The organism is Novipirellula sp. (assembly GCF_041583735.1).
Taxonomy (GTDB): domain Bacteria; phylum Planctomycetota; class Planctomycetia; order Pirellulales; family Pirellulaceae; genus Novipirellula.
In genome coordinates, this window is sequence record NZ_JBFHFD010000054.1 from 1 (window position 1) to 23,284 (window position 23,284).

Sequence of the window (23,284 nt, forward strand, 5' to 3'; positions counted from 1 at the left end):
AACGAGTCGAGTTGCGGCAACGTGACCCTCAACAAAGGATCCAGTTTGGGCATTTCCAACAGCACGTCGAGAATATTTTTCTGCATCCAGCGGCGGTAGCTATGAGCGACGGTGAAGGTGCGGTCGGGCAACCGCAGCGGCATCACCCCATTGCTGTCGACCAATTCCAGCCGCGCCGGAATGCGGTCTTTCACCGCTTCGATCATGTCCGGCAAAAAGAAACAAGGGAATTCATCCGTGACAACAGTGCACGCTTTTTTGGCCAACGTGTGCAGCAGTGGACTTCCCGTTCCCGGCTTGGGTTCCACATACGGATAATACGTCACCGATTTCTTTGATAACGCTGCGGCGTTGTCACGCATCCCCTCGATCACGAAGCGGTGCAGCCGATCGCTCGCCCATCGATAGCGAGTACGAAGCGGCTCAAAAACAATCAGCGGCTTGCCAAATTCCTTTGCCCGATCGACTGCATGCTGTAGTGCAAAGTTGGATCGCGTTCGCCGAAACGCGATCATCCAATAAAGCACATAATCGCCCTGCGGACGCAGCGGATGGGCGTTGGCATCAGTGTGACGAATCTTGGGAATCAACATGCAGAGCCCCCCATAAAACAAACAACCTATCGCTCGATCACAACCCGAGCGGGAACCGAGTTCATTGTGGATGCGTGGCAAGCTTAGCCGGGAAGATCCGAAATCGGCTTACTGCCCAACATCGCAGCACTGACTCCGTCAATTGAACGTACGTGCAGATCGCGTTGGGGAAAGGCGATTTCGATATTGTGTTCGCGAAACGCGTCATCAATTGCGATATGCAGTTCGTGCTTTATGCGACGATAACTTGCCACGCCTCCGACGAACACGCGCAGCTCAAAATTCAGTGTACTGTCCCCAAACTCGTTAAAAATCACCATTGGCGGCGGATCCTCCAGCACCGAGCTGTTTTTATCGGCTACCTCGTAAAGCAACTTCGTCGTCAAACGAGTATCACTGCCATAGGCGACACCGACGCTCGTTACCAATCGCAAACTGGCGTTGCTGAGCGTCCAGTTGACCAGATTCCCCGTGACAAATTCTTTGTTGGGAACCACCAATTCTTTGTTATTCCAATCCAGGATGGTCGTCGCCCGAATCCGAATTCGCGTGACGGTCCCGGTCACATCGCCAATGGTGACGGTATCGCCAACGCGCGCCGGTCGCTCGAACAGCAGGATGATTCCCGAAACAAAGTTCGCAAAGATCTCTTGCAAACCAAACCCCAGTCCCACGGTCATTGCGGCGACCAACCACTGCACACTTGACCAACTAACGCCCATAAAATGGAACGCCGCCAAGGCACCGACCAAGATCATCAAGTAGCGTGACATCGCGCTGGCGGCATAGCGGGCACCAGCGTCCAGCGGCAACCGCTGAAGCAGTGTGATGTCCATCAATCCCGGGACATTGCGACAAGCAATTACGGTCAATACGACCGAGACAATCGCCATGACCAAGTCCCCCAGCGTGACCCACACCGGTCCCGAATCCGACTCGGCTGACAGATGCACGTTCAACCACAGTGGATAACGATGGACGACACCGAGTGCCGGAAAAAACTCGCTCCAGGTCAAATACAACCCGATCGCGCCGAGCAGAATCGGCACCAATTTCACAAAACGCTGGGCTTGGCGATTGAGGTCGGATAATTGGACATGCCCGGCACTTTCGATCATCTCGACGGCATCCGCTGGCATTTCGGGAGTCGCCTCCTTGACCTGCGCCAACGCTTCACGGCGTTCTCGGGCGCGTGCGATGGCAACACGCCGATAGGTAATCAGCAACCACCGCATCAGCAAGGCGCGAACAAAGATCAAAAAGGAAACGATTCCAACCGAAACCACCACCCGCCATGACAATTGAACCGCCGCATAGTGGTACCCCGCTAGCGACCCCGCCAACAACACCAACGGAATCAGTGCCAACAATGGCGCCAACGTGATTCCGATCCTGGCAGATGGGGTATCTGCGGAAGCACGAATCTGAGCCATAATCGTACTGCGAGGACCGAGCCAACCCCACAAAATGACCGCTCCGGTGATCATCGCGACAGCAAAGGCAAGCCGTCCGATCGAGGTTGTCATCAACTCGTCGCCTCGGAGCTCGGTATACATCACGATCACCGAGCAAGGGACGATCACCCGCGCACTCCAAACCAACCCGCGGCGAATCAAATGCGTCGCGGTGAGATCCCAATCAAAATGGTCTTGGGCAACCCCATCGGTACGAAAGACATGGCGAACGAAATCGATGACGTACATCAAGATGCTGCCGCTAAGCAATGCCTTGCCAAACAGATGAAGCGGTTCACCGATCAGCGTTGCACTTTCTAATCGCCACGCGATCCACAACACAAATAACGCTGCGGGGCTGGCAATCAACATCGTCATCAGCACCGCGTGAGTGGTCGGAGCAAACAGTGTCGCGTTGGGCCGTGATGCTTCGTGTCCCAAGCGGCTTATCTCGCTCTTGATACGTCCGCGGGAAAACAGCAACCAACCGACCAGGATCCAAATCGGCACCGTGGCAAGCGGTTTTTCGCGAATATCGCGAACCAAAACCATCAATCCGTCTTTCCATGGTTGTAATCGAAACGCATCCATCAAGGGTTCGCGCCACGAGAATCCCGCTCGGTACCAAATCGGCGTGGTGCTGGGCACCCACAGTACATGCTCGGAAACGAAGGCCGCGTGTTCGTCGATCAAGTCCGCTAAACGACGCTGTTCGACTTCCAAATTGCTCAACCGGTTCAGTCGTTTGCGGGCAATTTCAGTCAGCTCGCGATAGAGTGTCAAACGATCGTTAAAAACGCGGCGAAGCTGGTCTTCGACATGCTCGCGATCGTCCCCGGGGATCAACCCAGCGTGATTTTCGATATAGCGATCCACAGCGGCATCGAGGTCCAATAGTTTGCGGCGTTCGTTTTCCCACTTCAAAATCTCGACCGTCAACTCACTGATCGCCGCACGTCGTTTGCGTGATTCCTGGTGATACGCCGACGTACTGGGCAGCTCATTTTTCTCATTGCGAAGCAGCATCCCGATCTCTTCGGAAAACTGAGCCGCTTCGGCTTGATCTCGGATTTCCGTGAACTGAGCGTTACGTGCAAGATACTCTTCGCGAGTGACGACGATCGCTTTGCGATTTTTCTCGAGCTCTTCGAGAAGTGACGTTTTACGATTTGCCAACGTCAAATTGATTTCGGCGGCATCCTTGATTTCTTGGTCCGCGGCCTGAACCGCTTCGACCGCCTGGCTGGCCTTTTGCATCGCCTCGGCTTGCTCGGCTTTTGCCAACGCTGACTGCAAACTTTCGACTTGTTTTTGTTTCAGTGTCTGTTCGCGAGCAGTGGCGTCACGCTGAAGGGCTAGCAGTCGTTGGGCATCCTCGGCCACGCGTGTTTCGGTATCGAACAAATCCAAGTCGTTTTCTAATTGCAGTATTTTTGCCTGCAACGAACTGCGCCGCGCCGTCTGAAGTGGATCGGCATCGTCTTCGGCGATCTCACTCAATTGCTTTTCAGACTCGACCAGCGCTGACCGCGACGACGCTATCAAGTCGGGCAGCTCCGCCATCCGCTTGCTCCAGAAATCGACTTGATCGTTTAACGCTTTTAACTGTTGATCCAAGACAGCGAGATCCGCAAACGCTTGTCGATGCTGGACCTGCAACTGGTTCAGCGGAATCTCGCTAAAACTAACGGCTTCGTTGACGGGACGCGTCGCCAATTTTTCAAGTCGCTCCTGGGCGGCCTTGAGATCTTTGGCGACGGTGGTCGACTGCTGCGTCAACAACTCGATTCGCTGGGCCGCCACCTTCGCCTCGTCGATCCGTGTGATCGCCTTCTTAAGCAGCTCGGTGATTTGAGCCTTCAGCGCATCATCTAAATCGACCGACGCAGCAACTAGCTGCATCCGCGTTTCCAAATCACTTTTGCTGGGCACCTGCTGGTCAGGAATCCCATTGGACGCCGCCACTCCGTTGGGCTTGGTGGGATTACTGGACATCGACGGAGCATTCGCATCGGGCGACGAGACTCCGTCCACTTGGTCGGCCGCAGAGGCGGCCTGGGCTGCGGGTCCGCTTTCCCGTGGCGGGTTGCCGGATTGCGGACCGGCCGACTCGGGGCGGGCGGATTGGGGATCCACGTTATCTGGCGTGTTCGTCCCCGGCGAGTTCGCATCCCCGGGCGCGGTCAGCTGTAGCGGTGGCACATCCTGAGCCGTCACCGGACGGATCAAAAAGAAGATCAACAGACAGAGCAAGCCGGTTCGAGAAGTCCGGATGTTGCCATCCGACACGGCTCTAAAAAAAAACAAACGACGCAAAAGAGACTCCATTGGGTCGAAAATCGCATACCGAACGACAAGTCTGCCCTCCAAAGCAGCGATAGCCACTCAAGCTTACGCAGCGTAGCATGTTGCGGTCAATTACTTCCAACCGTGAACTTGCCGCCGTTTTTCCATTTGGACAATCCTGAGCGTCGTGACATACCGCTCACTCGGTTTCCGGGGGTTCGCGGTTCAAAGCCGAGCGACTTCGGCTACATTCATGCACAGCACGGCGGTGCACACCGTTTTCCATGTTCGCGTTTTCCAATTTCCAGCTTTCCAATTTCCCGTGATAGTTTGAGGCTCCCGACGTGGGACGTAGGCGACGATCAATTCCTTGGGCCCTCGTATTGGCAACCGCGCTCGCTTGCATTGCTGCGGCTTATGTCTTCGTAGTGGCATGGTGGCAATCGCGAGGCACTTCGCATTACAGCCCAGCGGATCTGTACCTGACTCGGTTGATGGACGTCACGATCGCGGCTTGGTTATTCTGGATCGGATCATCGATTGGCAGTTTTCTGAACGTGGTCGCATGGCGAATGCCGCGAAACCAAAGCGTCAATGGACGATCGTATTGCCCCCGCTGCAATACTCGGTTGAAGGCACGCGACAATTTCCCGGTGTTTGGCTGGATGGCGCTGCGTGGACGATGCCGCACCTGCCGGCTTCCGATCTCGCCTCGCTATCCGATCGTCGAAGCGGCGGTTGGAATCAGCATCACCTTGGTCGGGATCGCCGAGATCTATCGCTTGAGTCTGCCGTATCAAAACCAACACTGGCATGGAGGACCGTTGTGGGTCCCGATGGTGGATCAAGCGGTGCTGGTCACGCTGCTGTATCACGTGATCGCAATTGCGCTCAGCTGGGCGATGGGGCTGATTCGCATGGACGGCCACCCGCTGCCGCGACGGCTGAGCACGACCGCGGCGGTGATGCTTGTCGGCGGCATGTTGATGTTTCCAACGGCGATGGTGGTGCCCTGGCAAATGCAAGTGCCTGCGAATTGGCGAGGCGATGGATTGCACATCGATGCCGTGATGCGAGTGATCACCGCGCTCGTGGCCGCCACGTTTTTGGGACGCTGCTTGGCTCGCGGTTTGTGTATTGGTGCGGATCCTAAGCTCGATCCGCTGGGGAAATCAACGATTCGTTTGGTCGATTTGATCACGATGATTGCTGTCCCCGCATTGGTATTGGGTTGGCAATCATTGGCAGCCGTGCTGGTGGTCGGAGCCTGCATCACGCTGGGTCTAGGCCGCGTGTTGCCCAAGTCGACCGACATGCTTGGCCGCTTTGCAATCGCGATGCCGATCACGCTCTGCTTGTTGATCCTGTTTTGGCGACCACTACACGCGGCGGCGTTTTGGCCAAGCGACGGCAGCTCGCCCTGGGTGATCCTGGCGGCCGCTGCGCTGCTGTTGTTCACTCCGACATGGCTTCGGGAAAGGCAAACGTTGCCCCCTGAAGTTTTGCCGTTAGAGGAAGCCGAGGACCACGACAACGACCAAGCTGACTCAACTGTTTTGAAAAATTGAGCCGCAAGCCGTAGACGCTGGATCGAGTGGGCAACTAAAATTTGCGAATCCGAAATCGGCGATTGATCCGGTTTCCTATCCCCACATTTAGGCGAGTTCGCAGTCATGAAAAGACGCATGTTGAGTGTTTTAGTTTTGACTTTGGCTTTGGTCGTAACGGCATCCGCAGATGATGCCAAACCGAAAAAGAAAGGCGAGCGGGCAGGCGGAAAAAATGCAGGTGTAGCCCAGTTGCTGAAACCTTTTGAAGCGGTTGACTTGACGGAAGAGCAAACCGCCAAGATCAAAGCCTTGGGTAAGGCGATGAACGAAAAGAGCAACGCAATTCGCGAGGAAGCGGGCGTTACCCAAGAACTGATGAAGAAGCGAGCCGAAGCGATGAAGGCGGCTCGAGAATCAGGCAAGAAAGGAAAAGAGTTGGCAGCCGAAGTCGACGCCAAGGCAGGTTTTTCGGAAGCTCATGTCAACGCAATGAAGAAGGTGGCCGAGCTTCGCCAAAAGTTCATGCAAGAGGCCATTGCTGTACTGACTGCCGAGCAAAAAGAAAAGCTCCCCGCCCGCATGAAGGCGGCCGGAAAAGCCGAGGGCAAAGAAAAAGGCAAGGGTAAAGGCAAGAAAAAGAAAGAAGCTGAATAGGCCTCGCCAATCATCCTGCGTGAGGCTCCCCCCCCCACCGCGTTTCAGCTTAACCGGTTGATAATACGAAGCTTCGATTCATGATTGGATCGAAGCTTTTTTGTTATGATAGGCTTTCCGGTGCGGACGCAGGGCGGTTACCTGGGTGCCGACCGGCAGCTCGATTCACTCCCACAAGGTAATCCACACGTGAGACTATTTAGTTCGGCGATTCTCGCACTCGCTCTTTCAACGACCACCCTTCTGACTGGCATCGCTTCGGCCGAAACTGCAAAACTCGTGCTGGTTGCGGGCAAACCATCGCACCCGCCTCGGATGCACGAATTCAACGCTGGCGTGCAACTATTGGCCAAGAGCTTGGCGTCGGTCGAAGACTTGGAAACCGAAGTCGTATTGAACGGTTGGCCCGAAGACGAATCGATTTTTGAGGATGCCGACGCAGTCGTTTTCTATATGGATGGCGGCGGCCGGCACGAAGTGGTCCAGGAAGAGGGGCGTCGTTTGAAGCTGATCGACAAATGGGTCAAAAACGGAGTGGGCGTCGGATTCATGCACTTCGGAGTGGAAGTGATTGCGGATCAGGCGGGCGAAGAATTCAAAGACTGGATCGGCGGCCACTACGAACACATGTTCTCGTGCAACCCGTTTTGGGAACCGATGTTTGTCACGCTTCCAGACCACCCTATCACCCGCGGGGTAAAGCCGTTCCAAATCAAAGACGAGTGGTATTTCAACATGCGGTTTGTGGGCGACATGGCGGGAAATAAGCCGGCAGAAGTCGATGGACTTAAGTTTCAACCGATCTTGGTTGCCGTGCCTTCGGATGACGTTCGCAATGGCCCGTACGTTTACCCACGAGGCCCCTACGAACATATCCAAGCGAACCAGGGCCGCGCCGAAGCAATGATGTGGGTTGTCAATCGCGAAGACGGTGGCCGTGGACTTGGATTCACCGGTGGCCATTTCCATGACAATTGGGGCAACGACGATTTCCGTAAAGTCGTGCTCAATGGCTTGCTGTGGGTCGCCAAGCACGAGGTGCCCGAGGGCGGAGTCGAGTCGACGGTCACCCAAGCGGACCTGGACGCCAACCTAGACAAAAAGAACCGCCGCTGAAAACGAGACGGATAAAAATGCGTTGGCAAAAAGAAGGCAGGCAGCGAGTCATGTTGATTCGCTGCCTGCTGTTGAGTGGCAACTGGCTGCTGTTGAGTGGCAATCAGGAACCCAGTCCATCGGGACTGGTGACGTCCCAAACCTTCTGTTGACGAACCTATCCAAGGACAGATCCATCATTCACGACGGCCGCCGTGCAGCACACGGATCGTATCCGGCACTAGCAGCTACTGATTATTCGCGTCGCCCATCGACATTTCTTCGTAGTTCTCGGGTTGAGCCGATTCATTTGTTGCTTCGATCACTTCAGGTTTCTTTTCGCCACAGCCAGAAACGACACAAGCGGTAAACGCGATCATGGGAATCAAAAGAACAAGTTTGCGGAGATTCATAAGGTCTTGCTTCAAGAGTAGAAAAGTAGAAAGCCGTGTGGCAGTGAATTAACATCAGTAACGAAGTTTACGCGATTCTGATAGAGATTGCCACTCGCAGGAGTTAACCCGTTACACTTTTTTTCCGCAAGTTTTCCGCAAGGAAACGGCACATCTCGCGGACGCCCCCCTCACCCGCGTTTCCAAACGGAATCCTCGCCCTCGATAATCAACAAACGGCAATCACCCGAGAGCTGCTCGAACGTTTGACTTTCTCCACTTGGCCAAGTGATTTCCACTGCATCCACCTGCTGATAATCGCCAAGACCGAAGCATAAGACATTTTCATTTCGAGACAGGTACCCATCACCGGTTTGCACCGTGGCGGCCCACGTTTGGTCATTACAGCGGATGGTGACTTTGGCACCGATCGCGTCGCGTTCGGATCGGGATCCCACCAATTCCAGCTGCAGAAAATGGCTGGTTGAATCGGTTCGATTTTCTAAAAGAGCAACGTTCTTTTTCAGATCCGTGACCACCACATCAACGCGTCCATCACGATTCCAGTCACATCGAGCCATGCCGCGGGAAAGATGACCGGATTGCCAATAGTCGTCATCACCGTCAACGGTCGCTTCCCGAAATTGGCTGCCACTGCGAACGAGAAGCTGAGAACGCATTTCAAAATCAATTCCACGTTCACTAAAATCTTCGATGTGCCCATTCCCGACTACGAGATCCCAGATCGAGTTGTTGTCGTAATCGATTGCCTGCGTTCCAAACCCCAACCTAGTTCGCGTTAGCGAATCCAGCCCATACGAAACAACCAAATCGGAAAAAACGCCCGAGGCATTCTGCATCAGCAGGTTGGACCACTGGTTTTCAAAGTTGGTGATATGCAGGTCCGTCAACAAATTGCCATCGAAATCGGCTGCCGCAATGCCCATGCAAGCCATTGGCATTCCGCCTTGACCATATGCGACTCCCTTGGCGACCGCGACGTCCGACCACTGCTGCTGCTCCGTGGCGGTCGCCTCACCCGTTGCTGTCGTCTCGCGATGCATCCACAACTGGTTCGCGCGCTGATCATTGGCCACAAAAACATCGATCCCACCATCGCCGTCGATGTCACTGACCAACAACCCGAGCCCTGAACTGGCTGATTCGGAAGCTGAACTATTAAACGTTTTCGCCTGGAAACTTCCTGCGGGGGTGGTTCGAAAATAGCGATCAAGCCCCGGCTGAAAATGCAACGGCCCGGGCAATCGAACCGGCTTTCCGTTTGCATCGTATCGAATCGGTCGATAGATATCGGAATCGTCAATGTAGTTGACGGCGACTAAATCAGGCAAATGATCGCCGGTCACATCGGCAATCGCGAGCGAAGTCGTGTACTCGGGCTCGTCCCAGATGGGGTCAACGTCTTGCACCCGAAACGTCCCGTCGCCTTGGTTGACCAACAAGCGGTTGGGGCCGAGGTTGGCCAATGCGAGATCTGGAAAACCATCTTGATTCCAATCGCCTGCGGTGACCCCCGTGGTGTAGTGCCGATCGTCCGCAGCGGAAGCCGAGATGACGTTTTCAAATTGTGACCCCCGATTGCGAAACAACCCATTGGGCAGCTCCGACATGCCCTCGGGCGGGTTGCAGGCAGCTTGCCCAAAATACAAATCAATCAAGCCATCGGCGTCAAAATCCAAGCAGGCGACGCCGGCCCCGTAAGCCTGGAAAATCTGAAAATGACGTTCCACCGGAGGCGCTGCGTTCTGATACGCGAACCGAAGGCCCACATCAGTGGCAACGTTCGCAAAAACGGGAGGAGCCGGTTTCGCCTTGGCCATCTCATTGCTCAAGCCCCGCTGCATCGATGTCGTCGGTACCGTCAACGTTTGCTGCTCAAGCGATGCTAGAAAAGTCTCTACAACCGCTGGCTTCACTGGCGTGAAACCGCACAGCAGCCGCGTCATGTCCAACCCATCAGGCCGTTGGGCTAACAATTTCGGCTTGTACTCGGCCAGTTCGCTTAGCTGTTCCGATCCCGGAGCCAGCTTCGTGAACATCAATTCTTGCCATAGCACGGATTCCAACGGGCGTCCCATTGCCTGCATGATCGCAGACATTTCCGAATAGTCACGCGGATCAATTTGTTTTGAACTGATCATGCGGCGAACCAATTGTTGAACATGCTGCACCATGCGGACGCGTTCTCGAAAGGCCTCCGCCATCTCTTGGTCTCCCGCTAATTGCAGCGACTGCACCATCGCATTGTGGGCTTCGACGCTGTTGGGTTCCAAGCGGATCGCGGCCGCGAAACAGGCTGCTGCCGCGTCCGGCGATTGACGGATCACCGCATGCCCCGCCGCCAACCAATACTCACTGTACGATTCCCATTGTTCACGGCGTCCACCAAGCCAACGAGCCAGTCGGTCGTGTTGCTGAGCATCGGCTAACGTCCAGCCGTACAGCGTTTCGACTGCGGCATGTTGTTGCCAGAGATCATCGCGGGAATCCAATAGCTGCAAGGACTCTCGTATATCGCCTTGGGAACGAAGTGCTCGAGCCACATTCAACACGCCAAGGGACCGAACCTGTTGGGCGTCATGAATATCAGGCTTTTCGGCAATATCGACCCCCACGTGATGAGGGAAGCAAAGTGCCCTTAGTTCGGCAAGTTCAAGCGGTGCTTGGTTCGACAAGATTTTTAACTGACGATTTGCCTCACTACGAAAGCCTCGCTGATTTAGCTGCTGAGCAAAGCGGCGTCGCGCATCCACAAAATCGGGGTGTTGCTGTAGCAAGGAGCCAAAACGCTTTATTGCCGCCAAGTCGTTGCCATCCTCGAACAGCAATTCCGCAGCTTGCACTCTCATCCGCGCCGCGTTGTCCGGGTGCGACAGTGCCAGTTCGTCCAGGGCAACCACAGCTTCTTGCACCTGATTTCGCTCGCACAGCAGCAGCACCCTCAATGTGCCGGCGGACAAATCGTTCGGATACTGAATCTGAAGTGAAGTCAGGATCTTTTCGGCGTCGTCCAGACGTCCGCTTCGAATCAGATTCGCCGTTTGAGTCAGCTGCTGCTGTTTTTTTGCTTCTCGGTTCGTCTCGACATCAGCTGGCTGCAACCCCGCAAGCGAACTCGCCGGCGGAGGGGCCTCCGACGGCTGACACCCGCATAACGCCAGCGAGACAACGCACATCACGGCAAAGTGTCGCGCTCGCAACGCTACGAGTTGTATTTTGTGACCAAACATTTTCCGTCTCGCATGATCCCACAAATGGGTCAGCCGCCTTTTCGATTACCTGCTGAAATGGTTTCGAGTCAACCTATCGGAGTCGGCGTAGAGGTGCAATCGATTGACGCAGGATGAATCATGATCGCCCCTTTTTGATGATCTTGTTTGTCGTCATTTCGCATTTGGATGCCTGATCGATGTCCGCTCAATGCCTGATCGATCTCCGACCGTCAACGAAAAGCGGAGAAAAAAAAAACAGCCACAATAGTGTACGCACGAACACAGTCTTGTGTTTTTTTTCGTCAATCCAGCTCCGCTGCAACGTTTTCAGGTTGACACAGCTATCGATGGTCCAATAATCGCAACATCTTATTTCCACCAACACAACGGTGGCTTATCCAACACTGCGAGCCGAATATTGACTTCACGGCCAACATTACTGGTCGATCTGCTCGCAGGACTAATCTAGCAGACTGCTTATATTGCCTATTTTACTGGCTCTTGCGAAGGGAAACCAATCCCCTCCAGTGTCGTTTTTTTACTCTTTTAAAAAAGGGGCTTTTCGATGGTTTTGCGTCCTAAAACCAAGACTGGTTTCACACTAGTCGAACTTCTTGTGGTCATTGCAATTATCGGAGTGTTAGTGGGGCTGCTGCTACCAGCGGTACAGGCCGCTCGCGAAGCAGCTCGGCGGATGAGTTGTAGCAACAACATGAAGCAAATCGGGTTGGCGTTGCACAATTATCACTCCGCCTACAAGCAACTGCCGAAGCAATCTGGTGGCACCTATGACCTCGACAGTAATGGCGGTAACAACAACCGCTTTCGTCTCAGCTGGCTGATTGGCATTACCCCGTTTATTGAACAACAGGCGTTGTGGGAACAAATCAGCAACCCGATGGACAGAAACAATGATGGCACGATTGATTACTACTCCATGGGACCATGGCCTTGGCAGACGAACTATGAGCCTTGGATGACAGAGCTTCCGGCATTCCGATGCCCAAGCGATCCTGGAACCGGCCCTCCGGCGATGGCTCGAACCAATTATGCGGCCTGCATCGGCGACAGCACTGACTGGGTCAACTGGGGGTACTGGCGATGGCAGGGCGGTTCATGGAACCAGGGCCACATCAACAGTGCAAACGCGTCGAATCGTGGCTTCTTCTACAATCGCAAGTCGATGAAATTCCGTGACATGTTGGATGGTTTGGCAAACACGGTTGCGGTGGGTGAAATCGCCACCGGATTGGGTGACCGCGATATTCGCACCGATCCCTACTTCGGTATCGGATGGGGTACGATTCACGGCAACCCTTCAGCTTGTCTTGATGCGGGGCTGACGGATCCAGAGCGACCTCAGTTCTGGGAACCGTCGATCGGCAATTCGAACCCGGGGCTGCGTAGCAATAGTTGGAAACGTGGCTTTCGCTGGAGCGATTCAGTACCAACCTACACCAGCTTTACGACCATGCTGCCCCCCAATCGCGAAGTTTGCATCGGTGGCGGTGGCGACTTTGACACAGGGGTTCTGCCACCAAGTAGCCGTCACCAAGGCGGTGTCCACATCTTGATGGGCGACGGAGCAGTGAAGTTCATTACCGACTCGATCGAAGCGGGAGATTCACGTTCGCCGGTGGTCAAGCAAGGGAGTCCCGGCATCGCTCCTGGATCGAAAAGCCCGTACGGCTTGTGGGGTGCTCTGGGTACCCGCGCGTCCAAAGAGACGATTGACGGCGAATTCTAAGCGTCTTTCGAAAACGAGGCCCGAATTCCGTTCGGTTTGCTTTCGCCGCTCTGCGAGTCGACGCGCAAGCCAATAGTCGACGCGCAAGCCAATAGTCGACGCGCAAGCCAATAGTCGACGCGCAAGCCAATAGTCGACGCGCAAGCCAATAGTCAACGAGAGTCAATCTTGAAACACCGGCACATCTGCTACAGCAGAGTGTGCCGGTGTTTTTTTGTGTTCATCGAGCTGCTGCCAGGACGTATTTAGCGGACGCGACAATCTCCACGAGGCAGTTGCAATCCCTCCCTCATCCTCTCGATCGCTTTAGAGCACCGCCTCGGAATCAATGGCTTGCTCTGGTTGGGCAAACACGAAGTCCCCGACCTTGGCAAAGTCTTGTTGCGTGATTACGTGGGGTTTAGACTTCGCCAAAATGCTGCTTGGCGACCATCTGAGCTCCTTTGATGTCAAGTTTGCCGGTGCCAAGCTGCGGGATCTCTTCGACCTCCAGAAAACTGTCCGATGAGGGAATGAACAGGTTCGGCAAACCGGCCGAGACCAATCCGGCCCGCACTTCGTCGTATGTTTTGGAGGTCCGCAAATGCAGCACGACCAATCGTTCGCCTTTTTTGGCATCGGGGACTGCCGTCACGCAGACCGTTGGCCGCTCGATGTCGGATTCCTGTGCCGCTGCGTCCGCATCCTTATTGCCGACACCGCAGCCATACACTTTGGCGATTTCTTCTTCGACGCGAAGATGTGGCACCATCTCGCCGCCGATCTTTGAAAACCGACTCAGCCGTCCGGTGATATGCAGGAAACCTTGATCGTCGACGTTGGCGATGTCCCCGGTCACGTACCAGCCGTCCTGGACGACTTTGCGAGTCAATTCGTCTTGATTGACATAACCTTTCATCACATTCGGTCCGGTGACCATTAGCATGCCGTCTTGGCCTGCCAACCGCTCGCTGCCATCCTCGGGCGAAACGATTCTCGCTCCGATTCCCGGCAGGGGGCGTCCCACACTGCCTTCGATGCGATCGGCTTGGTACTTCGCCGCCGATCGGCTTGGGGGAATGTTGACCGAAACCAACGGGCTGAGCTCGGTTGCACCATAGCCCTCGACAGGACGGACACCGAATCGTTCTTCAAATGCATCAAACAGTTCGGCTGGCATTTTTTCGGCGCCGACCACGACGACATCCAATGTCGCGAATTGCTCTGGTTCGACGCGGCGCAGATAGCTTCGCAAAAAGGTGGGGGTTCCGAGCAGCACCGAAGCCTTGAACTTGGCCGCCAGCTTACCAATTTGGCGAGCATCGAGCGGGTTGAAATGATAAACCCCGGTCGGTCCCAACGTCATCACCGCCCATAGCGTCACGCTGTAGCCGAAGGAGTGAAAGAAGGGCAACACGCCGATGACGACGTCTTGGTAATTCAGCCTGACAGCACGCTCGATTGCGTCGACGTTGTGGCTGATGTTCGCCTGAGTCAGCATCACTCCCTTCGGCATCCCTGTCGAACCGCTGGTGAAGATAATCGTCAGCAGGTCGTCCTTGTCGACTTTGTGCAGCCCCAGGACGCGGTCGAGCACCGCCGCCGGCAGCAACACCGCTTGGATGAACGCGATGGCCTTGTCCCACTTTGTGACTTTGTCTTTGAGCGATTCGAGCAGTACGACGTCGGCGTCAAGTTGCAAGTCCAATTTGCTGAGAAACTTTTCACTCGTCAGCACATGTTTGATCCCTGCGTCGTGAATACAGTGGTTCATCACCGTACTGGATACGGTGTAGTTCAGATTCGCGGTAACTCGACGATCCATCGTCAACGCGATGTTCGTCGCGACCCCCCCGACGCTTGGCGGCAATAGAATCGCCACGGTCGATTCATCACGATCGAGCACATCGCGGCGAAGCACACGCCGCAGAGCCAGCACACGAATCAGCAGCTCGCGTCCAGTCACTTCGGTGCCCATCGAATCCGCACACTGGATCTTGCTTCCCTTTTTCCGCCAGACGCGGATCACACGACGTGCAAGCGTTGGAAACTTGTCGCGTTGTTCGATGGTTGCCCGCGCCCCGAGCGATTGAACTTGCGATCGAACCAGCTCCAACGGCGCGTCGCCTTCGAGCGGCGGCCCGATATAGAGTGTCAGCGTGCGGCGGAACTGGGTCGGCCATTTGAAGAAAAATTTGCCACCGGAGAAACTAAAGATGCTGCCCCACATCCCTTCCAACCAAACCGGCATGATCGCGGCATTGGTGCCCTTCAAGATCTTTTGGATCCCTGGCTTGAAGGCTTGCAGTTGCCCAGTCCGCGTGATCGTGCCTTCGGGAAAAATCCCGATCACATCGCCATTGGACAAACCTTCGCGGGCCGTCTTCAGTGCGCGGCCGATCGACTTGGGGCCCGAGTACATCAGGATGGTGTCAAAGGCTCGGCCCAAGTAACCTCCGATTCGGCTATTAAAGTTGGATCCGTCGACGACGAAGCGAATATTCTTGGGCAACATCCACAACAGCAAGATGCCATCGATCCAGGAAATATGGTTGCTGGCGATCACATAGCCCCGGTCGTGGGGCAAATTCTCGAGTCCCACGACTCGCTTGCGATAAAACGTTGCCAGAATCGGACGCATGAATCCGCGGACGAAGGTTCGTGGCGAGTAGATCGCCAACAGTACGATCAGGACCGCCAACACGGCGATGACGAGCAGTCCAATTTGCAATCCGTTCACTTTGAAAATCTCTCGCAATAAATTCGTGGTCGTCGCAAAGCAGCCGAGCGATTCAGTCTGGCTGCGACGTTGTCATGATCTCGTGTTACCATAATGCAATCACGCGGGGGGCGAAATCAGCCTGACGGAGGTGGCACCCTCTCGAAAAATTGCCCAAAAAGGTTTCCTGAGATTGTTTGGCACCTCCTAACAATCGTCCGCGTCACCTTTCCCTGACCAGTGCGAATGATACTGCCAGACTCTCTTACCTGAGCCCATCCATTGGGTGGCGATGCGCTGGGGACTGGCAGTACCCGAGCATTTTTAAGCGGGGCGTCGTGGGGCCTCCCCCTCTATTTCCCAAACGCTTTATCCACGCTGCGACCGGGCGGCCCGCGCCGCTCCGCTATAAACACCACTCGTTCAGGGCAAAAGTAGACGGCATTGGGCTCGCGGCGTTTCGCTAACAGGCGTCGATGGGGCCTCGATGGCTACAGCCGTCCGCCTTCGATCGCGGTGAACTCGGCGTACACGGGCAAATGGCTGGTTACGACTTCCGCGTCGGCTAGGCTCATGTTGTAGACACGCAAAAAATCGAGGGCACCGCCGCGGCCAAGATACTCACTGCAAAAGGTTGTATCCATCAAGATATTGCTGGTTTGGTAGCGACCAAACACGTCCGTAGGAACGCTCCGCACCGCCGCGACCACATTGTCACCGACAAGCGTCGGCACTAAGTACGCATCATCGGCTTGGAACAACCCTGCCAATACGACGTCGTCCTCGCCGCGTCCGTCGTTGCGAACACTCTTTAGAATCTCAGGCAACAAGGCGACTTCGACCGGGGCTTGGCCAAGATCGACCCGAATATTGACGAGCGAGAAAGTCCAAGCGGTTTCCACCGGCGGCTGGGCGGCTTGAAACCATGCCACCAGCGGATCATAGCCCATTTGATTTTGGGGGTCGGCAACGGTGTAGGTTTGATTGCGATCGACGCGAACTCGCGTCGTATCGAATACAAACGCCAACTGTTCCTGGCGGCCGGCGGGCCCATTGGAATCGCCAAGGACAAAGTCGTATCGGCGGCCGGATTGGTTGATCTCGTCGATCAAGCGAGGGATCAAATCGCGTTCGATTGCGGCAATTTGCTGTAGCGCGACGATGTCGAACTGGTGCACAATCCGCACAATGTTTTGACGGGCAATCGGATTGGCCAACTTGGTCGGGCCAAATCCATCGAGCGCCCATGATGCGATTCGCAGGTTGGCGATGCGGGCCGAGGATCGTGGCGCCACACTGGCCGGCGTCGCGGTCACCGCAGTGCGGGCTGTCGATGTGAACGGGTTCTCCGACGCACTTGGGCTGGGGGTTGCGGCAATGCCGGAAACGAATCGAGACGAATCGCCGCTGAATTCAGATTCACCCGGAAAACTTGTTAGCTCGGCATCATCCCACAACTCGTTTTTGGGCGAGACACGCACCCCATCGAGCCCTTGGATGTTATAGTTTTTGAAGAAATACCAGCCGCCACCGACAAGTAGCAGTACTACCACGGCGACTTGAATCGGATTGCCACGGGTAGAGTCTTCCATTGCTCAAACGAGTGATGTTTTAAAAGGAGTTGCAAGAATAAGAGGGCGGCTCTGATTGAATTGAAAAGGAGGGAATCGACCCGAACGTGCCTCGATCCCAATTGCCGCCTCATGCGTCATCGATCCGACAGCGGTCGCTTCATCATGCGGAGTGGTAAATTTGGACGCACTCGTACCTCGATCGGCTACCTGCGCGAACCAAGAACTGCATTCGGCACATTCGCTAGCCTTTAACGTCGTTTCGTCGCACGCCCCCATTTTGAAACCGCCGAGTCGCTGACACGATCGGAAACACGCGGTAGGATGATGCAAACGTGCAAAAGTCTGTTCCGCACGATCAAACCAGTAGTTAGTCCGTTTTGCCCTCTTTCTTACGAGCTGATACGAACCGTGAGCGAATCTATTAACGTCGACGTCCCTACCGTTGGTGAATCGATTAGCGAAGTGCAAATTGGTCAGTGGCTCAAACAAGAGGGAGATTGGGTGAAGGACGGGGAAGATCTCGTCGAAATCGAAACCGAAAAGGCGTCGGTACAGATCCCCGCTCCCGGATCCGGATTTCTTGAGAATATTCAAAAAGCATCCGAAGAATTTGCCTTGGTCGGCGAAACAATCGCTTCGATCCGCCTCAGTGACGCCCCCGCCTCAAACGGCACCCCCCCGAAGGAACCTGCGGCTTCGGCCAGTGCCGAGCCAAGCCCCTCGGCCTCGTCGGGTGGCCCATCGGCATCAAACCCGCCCGCTGCGGGTGGCGGGGCAACCGCGACCACAGGCGGCACAACCGCTTCGTTCATCATGCCCGCGGCGAAACGGTTGCTCGAAGAGCACGGGTTGTCGCAAAACCAAGTGCCAGCCACCGGACCGGGTGGTCGACTGCTAAAAGAAGACGTGTTGGCGTTCGTTCGCAACCGCGGCAATGCCCCGGCAGCCCCTGCCGCCCCCAAACCAGCCGCGAGCGTTCCCAGCCCCGCACCGCGTCCGACGGCGTCCACGTCGTTGGTGGCCGAATCGGTTCCCAACCGCAGCGAAGAGGTCAAACCGCTAAGCATGCTGCGTCGTACGATCGCCGCCCGCTTGGTCGAAGCTCAGCAAACCGCGGCACTATTGACGACGTTCAACGAAATTGACATGCAGCCGGTGATGGCGATCCGCAAGAAATACAAAGACGCGTTCGCGGAGCGTCACGGGGTGAAACTTGGATTCATGTCGTTCTTTGCCAAAGCGTCGGTCGAAGCACTGCGGCGTTATCCGCTCGTGAACGCGGAAATTCGCGATGACAATATTGTCTATCGTCATTACCACGATATCGGAGTCGCGATCGGAGGCGGGAAAGGATTGGTCGTTCCGATTTTACGAAACGTCGAACGCATGTCGTTTGCCGACGTCGAGGCAGGGATCTCCGAATTTGCTCGTCAAGCGGGCGAAAACCGATTGCAGCCAGCCGATTTGATTGGCGGTACCTTTACGATCAGTAACGGTGGAGTCTACGGATCACTGCTGAGCACTCCGATCGTGAATCCTCCGCAGAGCGGCATCCTCGGATTACACTCGATCCAAGAACGGCCTGTCGCAATCGATGGCAACGTCGTCATTCGTCCGATGATGTATGTGGCGTTGACCTACGATCACCGGATCGTGGATGGACGCGAAGCCGTCGGATTCTTAAAGACGATCAAAGAGATCATCGAGGATCCTTCTCGTTTGTTCCTGGAACTGTAGGCCACGATTCGCAAGGAAAGATGCAGCAATGACGAAGATCATCCTCGCCACCGACGGTTCAGCTCAAGCAGACGATGCGATTGCGTTTTTAAAACGATTGCCGATTCCACAGCCGGTCCACGTCGACATCGTAACGAATGTTTTCTTTCCGCTGAACAATGGCGATTTGACGGACCCTTTGTTGCGTGATTTCCGTGATCACCAAGAAGCGGAAGCCAATCGCTATTTGGCGCGATCCGAATCGGCACTGAGCGACTTCGCGACCACGGTCAATCGAAAAATGCTGCACGGCGATATCGGTCACAGCATTGTCGAATTTGCTGAGCAACACGCGAGTGACTTTATTGTCATGGGGGCGACGGGGCATTCAGGAATTGGCCGCATGTTGTTGGGCAGTGTCAGCGATTATGTTGCCACGCATGCGCCGTGCAATGTGATTGTCGCGCGCCAACCGCTGCATCAATGCTCGCAAGACGACCCGATGAAAATCACCATCGGATATAACGATTGCGAAGGTTCGAAAGAGGCAATCGACGAGTTCACGCAACTCGACTGGACCACCACCGCCGCGATCAGCCTGCTCGGCGTGGTGCCAGTATTTCAAGGCTTTAGCCCTGATTTAATGCCCAACATCGTGCAATATCGCAGTGAGCAACGGATTGCCGCAATGCGTTATCTGAAAGCGGGACGCGAACGACTGGTCAGCGAGCATTCGCAATTGTCCAGCGATCAAATCTCGTGTGACGTGGTAGAAACCGACCACGTCGGCAACGCGATCATCGAACGACTCGAAGAAGAAAAAACCGATCTGGTGGTGATCGGCGACTCGCACCGCAGCCGGATCAGCCGCATGCTATTGGGCAGTGTGTCGCGGTTCGTGCTGCAACATGCTCACTGCAGCATGTGGATCGCACGAGACAAAAACGCAGTGAAGGTTTAAGGCTAGGGCGGTGACGTAGCGAAAGTCGCCAAGACTTTCGGCGGATTACATTGCGAACCGAAACTCTTGGCGAGTTTCGCTACCCCCACATTCGCTTACGCAAACCGGCTTGTTCCCCATACTTCATTGCGACTGGGCGGCACCATCCCAGGCTTTGCGGGGTTTTGATAAAGCAGCGATTTGATCATCTCTTCCGAACCTAAAAAACCGTCGTCGCGATCGTAGTGCCACCGCTGATGCGTCGGCAACCATTCGTCGGTAAGCGGCCACGGATCAAACGGATTGAAACCGAGATCCTCTTGCAGTTTGGACGAATCCATCGACACATCGCCGGCGCGGGGCGGCATCGGCCCCGCCTCGTGTCGCAGCGACTTGTGCAGCAGATCGGGATCGTAGCCGCCGACACGATTGACGATCTGGCCAATTTGATACAACGTCAAACGCCGTGGCCCGCCAGCGTGATACAGACCGGTCAGAGGTTTGTCCAACAACGTGGCAAACAATCCGTTCATGCAATCGGTATAGGTCGGCGTCCGCACTTCGTCGGTAAACAACGTTGCCGGTTTGTTCTGTTTGAACCGTGATGCAATCCAGTCGATTGCACCGGCGTGCTCATTAAAACTAATCCCCATCGGTAACGAGATGCGAAGCACGCATGCGTTGTCGCACTGCGAGAGCACGACATTCTCGGCTTCGACCATCTTTGCACCGTACACGGTCACAGGATCCGTCGCGTCTTGTTCGCCGTAGCTTCCGCCATCGCGGCCCGCGAACACCAAGTCGACCGACAAATGGATCACGCGGGCATCGTGCCGGATGGCTTGGGCAATCATGTTCTCGGCACCGACGACATTCACCCGATGCGCCATGTCGACATTTAATTCACATGATTTTAACCGACAACAACCACCGAAATTCAGCAGGCTGCGGAAACGATATTGGTCCCACAACCTGGCCACGCTGTCGGCGTCTTCGGCATCACAGGCGACGATGCCGTCGCCCGATAGCGGCCACATATTGGATTGACGAACCCCGATGACTTGATCGCCATACCGGTCGCGAAAGTAATGAAATGCGTTGTATCCTGGCACGCCCGCAATCCCGCTGACCAACATCGGCAGCGGCGGTGAAGTGTCGTCTTCGTAGTGAGGGTCCAGCAAATCCATGAACTCGGTTTCGTCGTATGCGTCAAATTGTGGGCCAGGGTGCCCTTGTCACTCTCGGGGAGCGACAAGTATGGTTGAATTGAAGTTTGCCTAAAAATGGCGTCCGAGAACACCCACAATGGAAATCGACGAGTCGTGACAGAGCGAATTTTATTTGAATCCCACTCCCACACCCCTTTATGCATGCATGCCGACGGGATGCCAACGGAGTATGCCGAGGTGGCTTGGCAGCGTGGTCTGCGAGGGATCAACGTGACGTGCCATAACCCGATGCCTCATGGCTTTTCGGCACATGTCCGCATGCGAGAAGACCAATTCGACGAGTACGTTTCGCTGGTGGACGCCACACAGCAACAGTGGGCAGGACACATTGACGTGCGATTGGGGATGGAAGCCGACTATTTCGAGGGACACGAGGGCTACGTCGAAAAGCAGCTTCAATCGGCCGATTTCCAGTTTGTGCTCGGATCGGTTCACCCGCAGATCGGCGAGTTCCGCGAGCGCTACTGGAACAACGATCCGCTGGAATTCCAACGCACCTATTTTCGGTTGCTCGCTCAATCCGCCGAAACCGGGCTGTTTGACTCGTTGGCTCATCCTGATTTGGTCAAAAACGTGACTGCCGACGCGTGGGACTTAGACCTGATCATGGACGATATTCGCGCGGCACTGGACCGCATCGCGGCGACCGGTGTGGCGATGGAACTGAACACATCGGGGGTCAACAAAACCATCTCACAGATGAATCCGTGTCCCGAGATGCTGGTGGAAATGCGTCAGCGAAACATTCCGGTAACGATTGGTGCCGATGCACATCAACCCGAACGCGTGGCAGACGGCTACGAAACCGCGATGGAATTGCTGCAGCGGTGTGGCTACGAGAACATCAGCCTGTTCGAATCGCGAAAACGTTACGAGGTTCCGATCATCGATGCATTGGCCAGCTTGCAGTCGGCCGAGTGCAAGACGTCGTAGGCTAGGTTCGGCTTTGGGTAGCGGTGCAGCGCGCGCCACCCGCTCTAATTCGAACGTTTTTCTCGCTGCAACCGGACGGCTTGCGCCGTGCCGCTAAACAAAAGCCAAACGCCCCCTGCAGAAACTCTTGGCGAGTTTCGCTACGGTTAATTGATCGGTGGAGTTTCGCTAGCTCAGACAGCCGTTTCGGCCATGTCGCGGGCGTGATAGCTACTGCGAACAAACGGGCCGCTAGCGACTTTCTTGAATCCCATGCCCCGTGCAATCTCGCCCAATTCGTCAAATTCTTCTGGCGGAACGTAACGAACCACGGGCAGATACTTTTCGCCGGGCTGCAGGTATTGGCCGAGCGTCAAAAAGTCGACGTCATGTTCGCGAAGATCGGCTAACGCGTCGAGCAATTCAGCTCGCTCTTCGCCCAATCCCAACATCAAACCACTCTTGGTGCGAACGCTGGCGTCGTATTTCTTGACATCCAGCATCATTTGTAGCGTCCATGCATAGTCGCTCTTGGGTCCCCGCACGCGGCGGTACAAGCGAGGAACGGTTTCCATGTTGTGGTTGAAAACATCCGGTCGTGCTTCGATCACGCGAGCCAATGACGGTTTGCAGTGAACAAAGTCGGGGGTCAACACTTCGGTCGTCGCCCCGGTCCGTTCCCGAACGGCGACGACGCAGCGGTAGAAGTGGTCGGCCCCGCCATCGGGCAGATCGTCACGAGTCACACTGGTGATCACGACGTGCTTTAGCCCCAACCGCGCCGCCGCTTCGGCCAAACGCTCTGGTTCATCCGATTCAGGTAATTCCGGTGGTCGACCACGGTGAACGGCACAAAATCCGCAGGGTCGTGTGCAAACGGCCCCCAGAATCATGAATGTCGCGGTTTGCTGGCTATAGCATTCCATCCGGTTGGGACATTTTGCGTTGTCACAAACCGTTTCCAATTTCAATTCTTCCAACAATCCCGCCGTCATGTGGTTGGAATTGCTGCGGGGGATCGGGCGTTTCAGCCAACGAGGCAGCCGCCCCGATGCACTGACTTCGGCACCTTCAGGAATTTCAGGGTCAGAAACGACAGGTAATCGAAATGCCATGGACGTAGGGGGATCGGTGGAACGAATGAACCAAATCGGGTTATCGTTCGCATTGTAGTAGACGACGGGCGATTGGTCACGCGAGGTGGGCACTAC

15 protein-coding genes and 1 pseudogene are annotated in these 23,284 nt (G+C 55.4%); 8 read left to right on the top strand and 8 right to left on the bottom strand.

Annotated elements, in window-relative coordinates:
- Positions 1-593, bottom strand: a pseudogene (locus tag ABX962_RS06675) (deoxyribodipyrimidine photolyase); the annotation flags it as partial.
- A gap of 83 nt (positions 594-676) precedes the next feature.
- Entirely contained in the window at positions 677-4,300 is a 3,624-nt protein-coding gene (locus tag ABX962_RS06680) for a mechanosensitive ion channel domain-containing protein (protein ID WP_372717779.1), read from the bottom strand.
- A 416-nt stretch (positions 4,301-4,716) separates the two neighbouring features.
- Here ABX962_RS06680 and ABX962_RS06685 point away from each other — a divergent pair, with 416 nt between their 5' ends.
- From ABX962_RS06685 to ABX962_RS06700, 4 genes are all read left to right on the top strand, one after another.
- Positions 4,717-5,901 (top strand): prepilin peptidase, encoded by a 1,185-nt coding sequence (locus ABX962_RS06685; RefSeq protein WP_372717781.1) that lies wholly within the window; start codon positions 4,717-4,719, stop codon positions 5,899-5,901.
- Between the two features lie 105 nt (positions 5,902-6,006).
- Positions 6,007-6,537, top strand: coding sequence for a Spy/CpxP family protein refolding chaperone (locus ABX962_RS06690; RefSeq protein ID WP_372717783.1), 531 nt, complete (start codon positions 6,007-6,009; stop codon positions 6,535-6,537).
- Between the two features lie 189 nt (positions 6,538-6,726).
- The gene (locus tag ABX962_RS06695; RefSeq protein WP_372717785.1) at positions 6,727-7,653 is read left to right on the top strand and encodes a ThuA domain-containing protein; all 927 of its coding nucleotides are present in this window, start codon (positions 6,727-6,729) and stop codon (positions 7,651-7,653) included.
- Between the two features lie 17 nt (positions 7,654-7,670).
- Positions 7,671-7,805 carry a hypothetical protein gene (locus ABX962_RS06700; protein ID WP_372717787.1) on the top strand — a complete coding sequence of 45 codons (135 nt, stop codon included), beginning with the start codon at positions 7,671-7,673 and terminating at the stop codon, positions 7,803-7,805.
- A gap of 75 nt (positions 7,806-7,880) precedes the next feature.
- On the opposite strand, the gene ABX962_RS06705 is transcribed toward ABX962_RS06700, so the two are convergent.
- Together ABX962_RS06705 and ABX962_RS06710 are read right to left on the bottom strand one after the other, a co-directional pair.
- Positions 7,881-8,045 carry a hypothetical protein gene (locus ABX962_RS06705; RefSeq protein WP_339938871.1) on the bottom strand — a complete coding sequence of 55 codons (165 nt, stop codon included), beginning with the start codon at positions 8,043-8,045 and terminating at the stop codon, positions 7,881-7,883.
- Between the two features lie 170 nt (positions 8,046-8,215).
- Positions 8,216-11,275: an FG-GAP-like repeat-containing protein gene (locus ABX962_RS06710; protein ID WP_372717789.1), complete on the bottom strand. Its 3,060-nt coding sequence runs from the start codon at positions 11,273-11,275 to the stop codon at positions 8,216-8,218.
- A 547-nt stretch (positions 11,276-11,822) separates the two neighbouring features.
- On the opposite strand from ABX962_RS06710, the gene ABX962_RS06715 reads away from it, so the two are divergent.
- Entirely contained in the window at positions 11,823-13,004 is a 1,182-nt protein-coding gene (locus tag ABX962_RS06715) for a DUF1559 domain-containing protein (protein ID WP_372717791.1), read from the top strand.
- A 400-nt stretch (positions 13,005-13,404) separates the two neighbouring features.
- Here the strand turns inward: ABX962_RS06715 and ABX962_RS06720 are convergent, their stop codons facing one another.
- Both ABX962_RS06720 and ABX962_RS06725 read right to left on the bottom strand, forming a co-directional pair.
- Positions 13,405-15,714, bottom strand: coding sequence for an AMP-binding protein (locus ABX962_RS06720; RefSeq protein ID WP_372717802.1), 2,310 nt, complete (start codon positions 15,712-15,714; stop codon positions 13,405-13,407).
- 479 nt (positions 15,715-16,193) lie between these two features.
- Positions 16,194-17,294 (bottom strand): deoxyribonuclease I, encoded by a 1,101-nt coding sequence (locus tag ABX962_RS06725; protein WP_372717793.1) that lies wholly within the window; start codon positions 17,292-17,294, stop codon positions 16,194-16,196.
- 390 nt (positions 17,295-17,684) lie between these two features.
- Between ABX962_RS06725 and odhB the strand changes: the two genes are divergently transcribed.
- Positions 17,685-19,013, top strand: a complete 1,329-nt coding sequence (gene odhB / locus ABX962_RS06730) for a 2-oxoglutarate dehydrogenase complex dihydrolipoyllysine-residue succinyltransferase (protein ID WP_372717795.1) — start codon at positions 17,685-17,687, stop codon at positions 19,011-19,013.
- 28 nt (positions 19,014-19,041) lie between these two features.
- Entirely contained in the window at positions 19,042-19,953 is a 912-nt protein-coding gene (locus ABX962_RS06735; RefSeq protein WP_372717797.1) for a universal stress protein, read from the top strand.
- A 95-nt stretch (positions 19,954-20,048) separates the two neighbouring features.
- On the opposite strand, the gene ABX962_RS06740 is transcribed toward ABX962_RS06735, so the two are convergent.
- Positions 20,049-21,119: an NAD(P)-dependent oxidoreductase gene (locus tag ABX962_RS06740; RefSeq protein WP_372717799.1), complete on the bottom strand. Its 1,071-nt coding sequence runs from the start codon at positions 21,117-21,119 to the stop codon at positions 20,049-20,051.
- A gap of 96 nt (positions 21,120-21,215) precedes the next feature.
- On the opposite strand from ABX962_RS06740, the gene ABX962_RS06745 reads away from it, so the two are divergent.
- A complete protein-coding gene (locus ABX962_RS06745) occupies positions 21,216-22,094 on the top strand; it encodes a histidinol-phosphatase (RefSeq protein ID WP_372717800.1) in 879 nt (292 codons plus the stop codon).
- 173 nt (positions 22,095-22,267) lie between these two features.
- On the opposite strand, the gene lipA is transcribed toward ABX962_RS06745, so the two are convergent.
- On the bottom strand, positions 22,268-23,188 hold the full coding sequence (gene lipA, locus ABX962_RS06750; RefSeq protein WP_372717804.1) for a lipoyl synthase: 921 nt from the start codon (positions 23,186-23,188) through the stop codon (positions 22,268-22,270).
- Between the last annotated feature and the right edge of the window lie 96 nt (positions 23,189-23,284).

Coding starts and splice junctions, on each gene's coding strand:
- ABX962_RS06690 (WP_372717783.1), top strand. CDS start 6,007: ATGAAAAGACGCATGTTGAGTGTTTTAGTTTTGACTTTGGCTTTGGTC.
- ABX962_RS06700 (WP_372717787.1), top strand. CDS start 7,671: ATGCGTTGGCAAAAAGAAGGCAGGCAGCGAGTCATGTTGATTCGCTGC.
- ABX962_RS06705 (WP_339938871.1), bottom strand. CDS start 8,045: ATGAATCTCCGCAAACTTGTTCTTTTGATTCCCATGATCGCGTTTACC.
- ABX962_RS06710 (WP_372717789.1), bottom strand. CDS start 11,275: ATGTTTGGTCACAAAATACAACTCGTAGCGTTGCGAGCGCGACACTTT.
- ABX962_RS06715 (WP_372717791.1), top strand. CDS start 11,823: ATGGTTTTGCGTCCTAAAACCAAGACTGGTTTCACACTAGTCGAACTT.
- ABX962_RS06725 (WP_372717793.1), bottom strand. CDS start 17,294: ATGGAAGACTCTACCCGTGGCAATCCGATTCAAGTCGCCGTGGTAGTA.
- ABX962_RS06735 (WP_372717797.1), top strand. CDS start 19,042: ATGACGAAGATCATCCTCGCCACCGACGGTTCAGCTCAAGCAGACGAT.
- ABX962_RS06740 (WP_372717799.1), bottom strand. CDS start 21,119: ATGGATTTGCTGGACCCTCACTACGAAGACGACACTTCACCGCCGCTG.
- ABX962_RS06745 (WP_372717800.1), top strand. CDS start 21,216: ATGGCGTCCGAGAACACCCACAATGGAAATCGACGAGTCGTGACAGAG.
- lipA (WP_372717804.1), bottom strand. CDS start 23,188: ATGGCATTTCGATTACCTGTCGTTTCTGACCCTGAAATTCCTGAAGGT.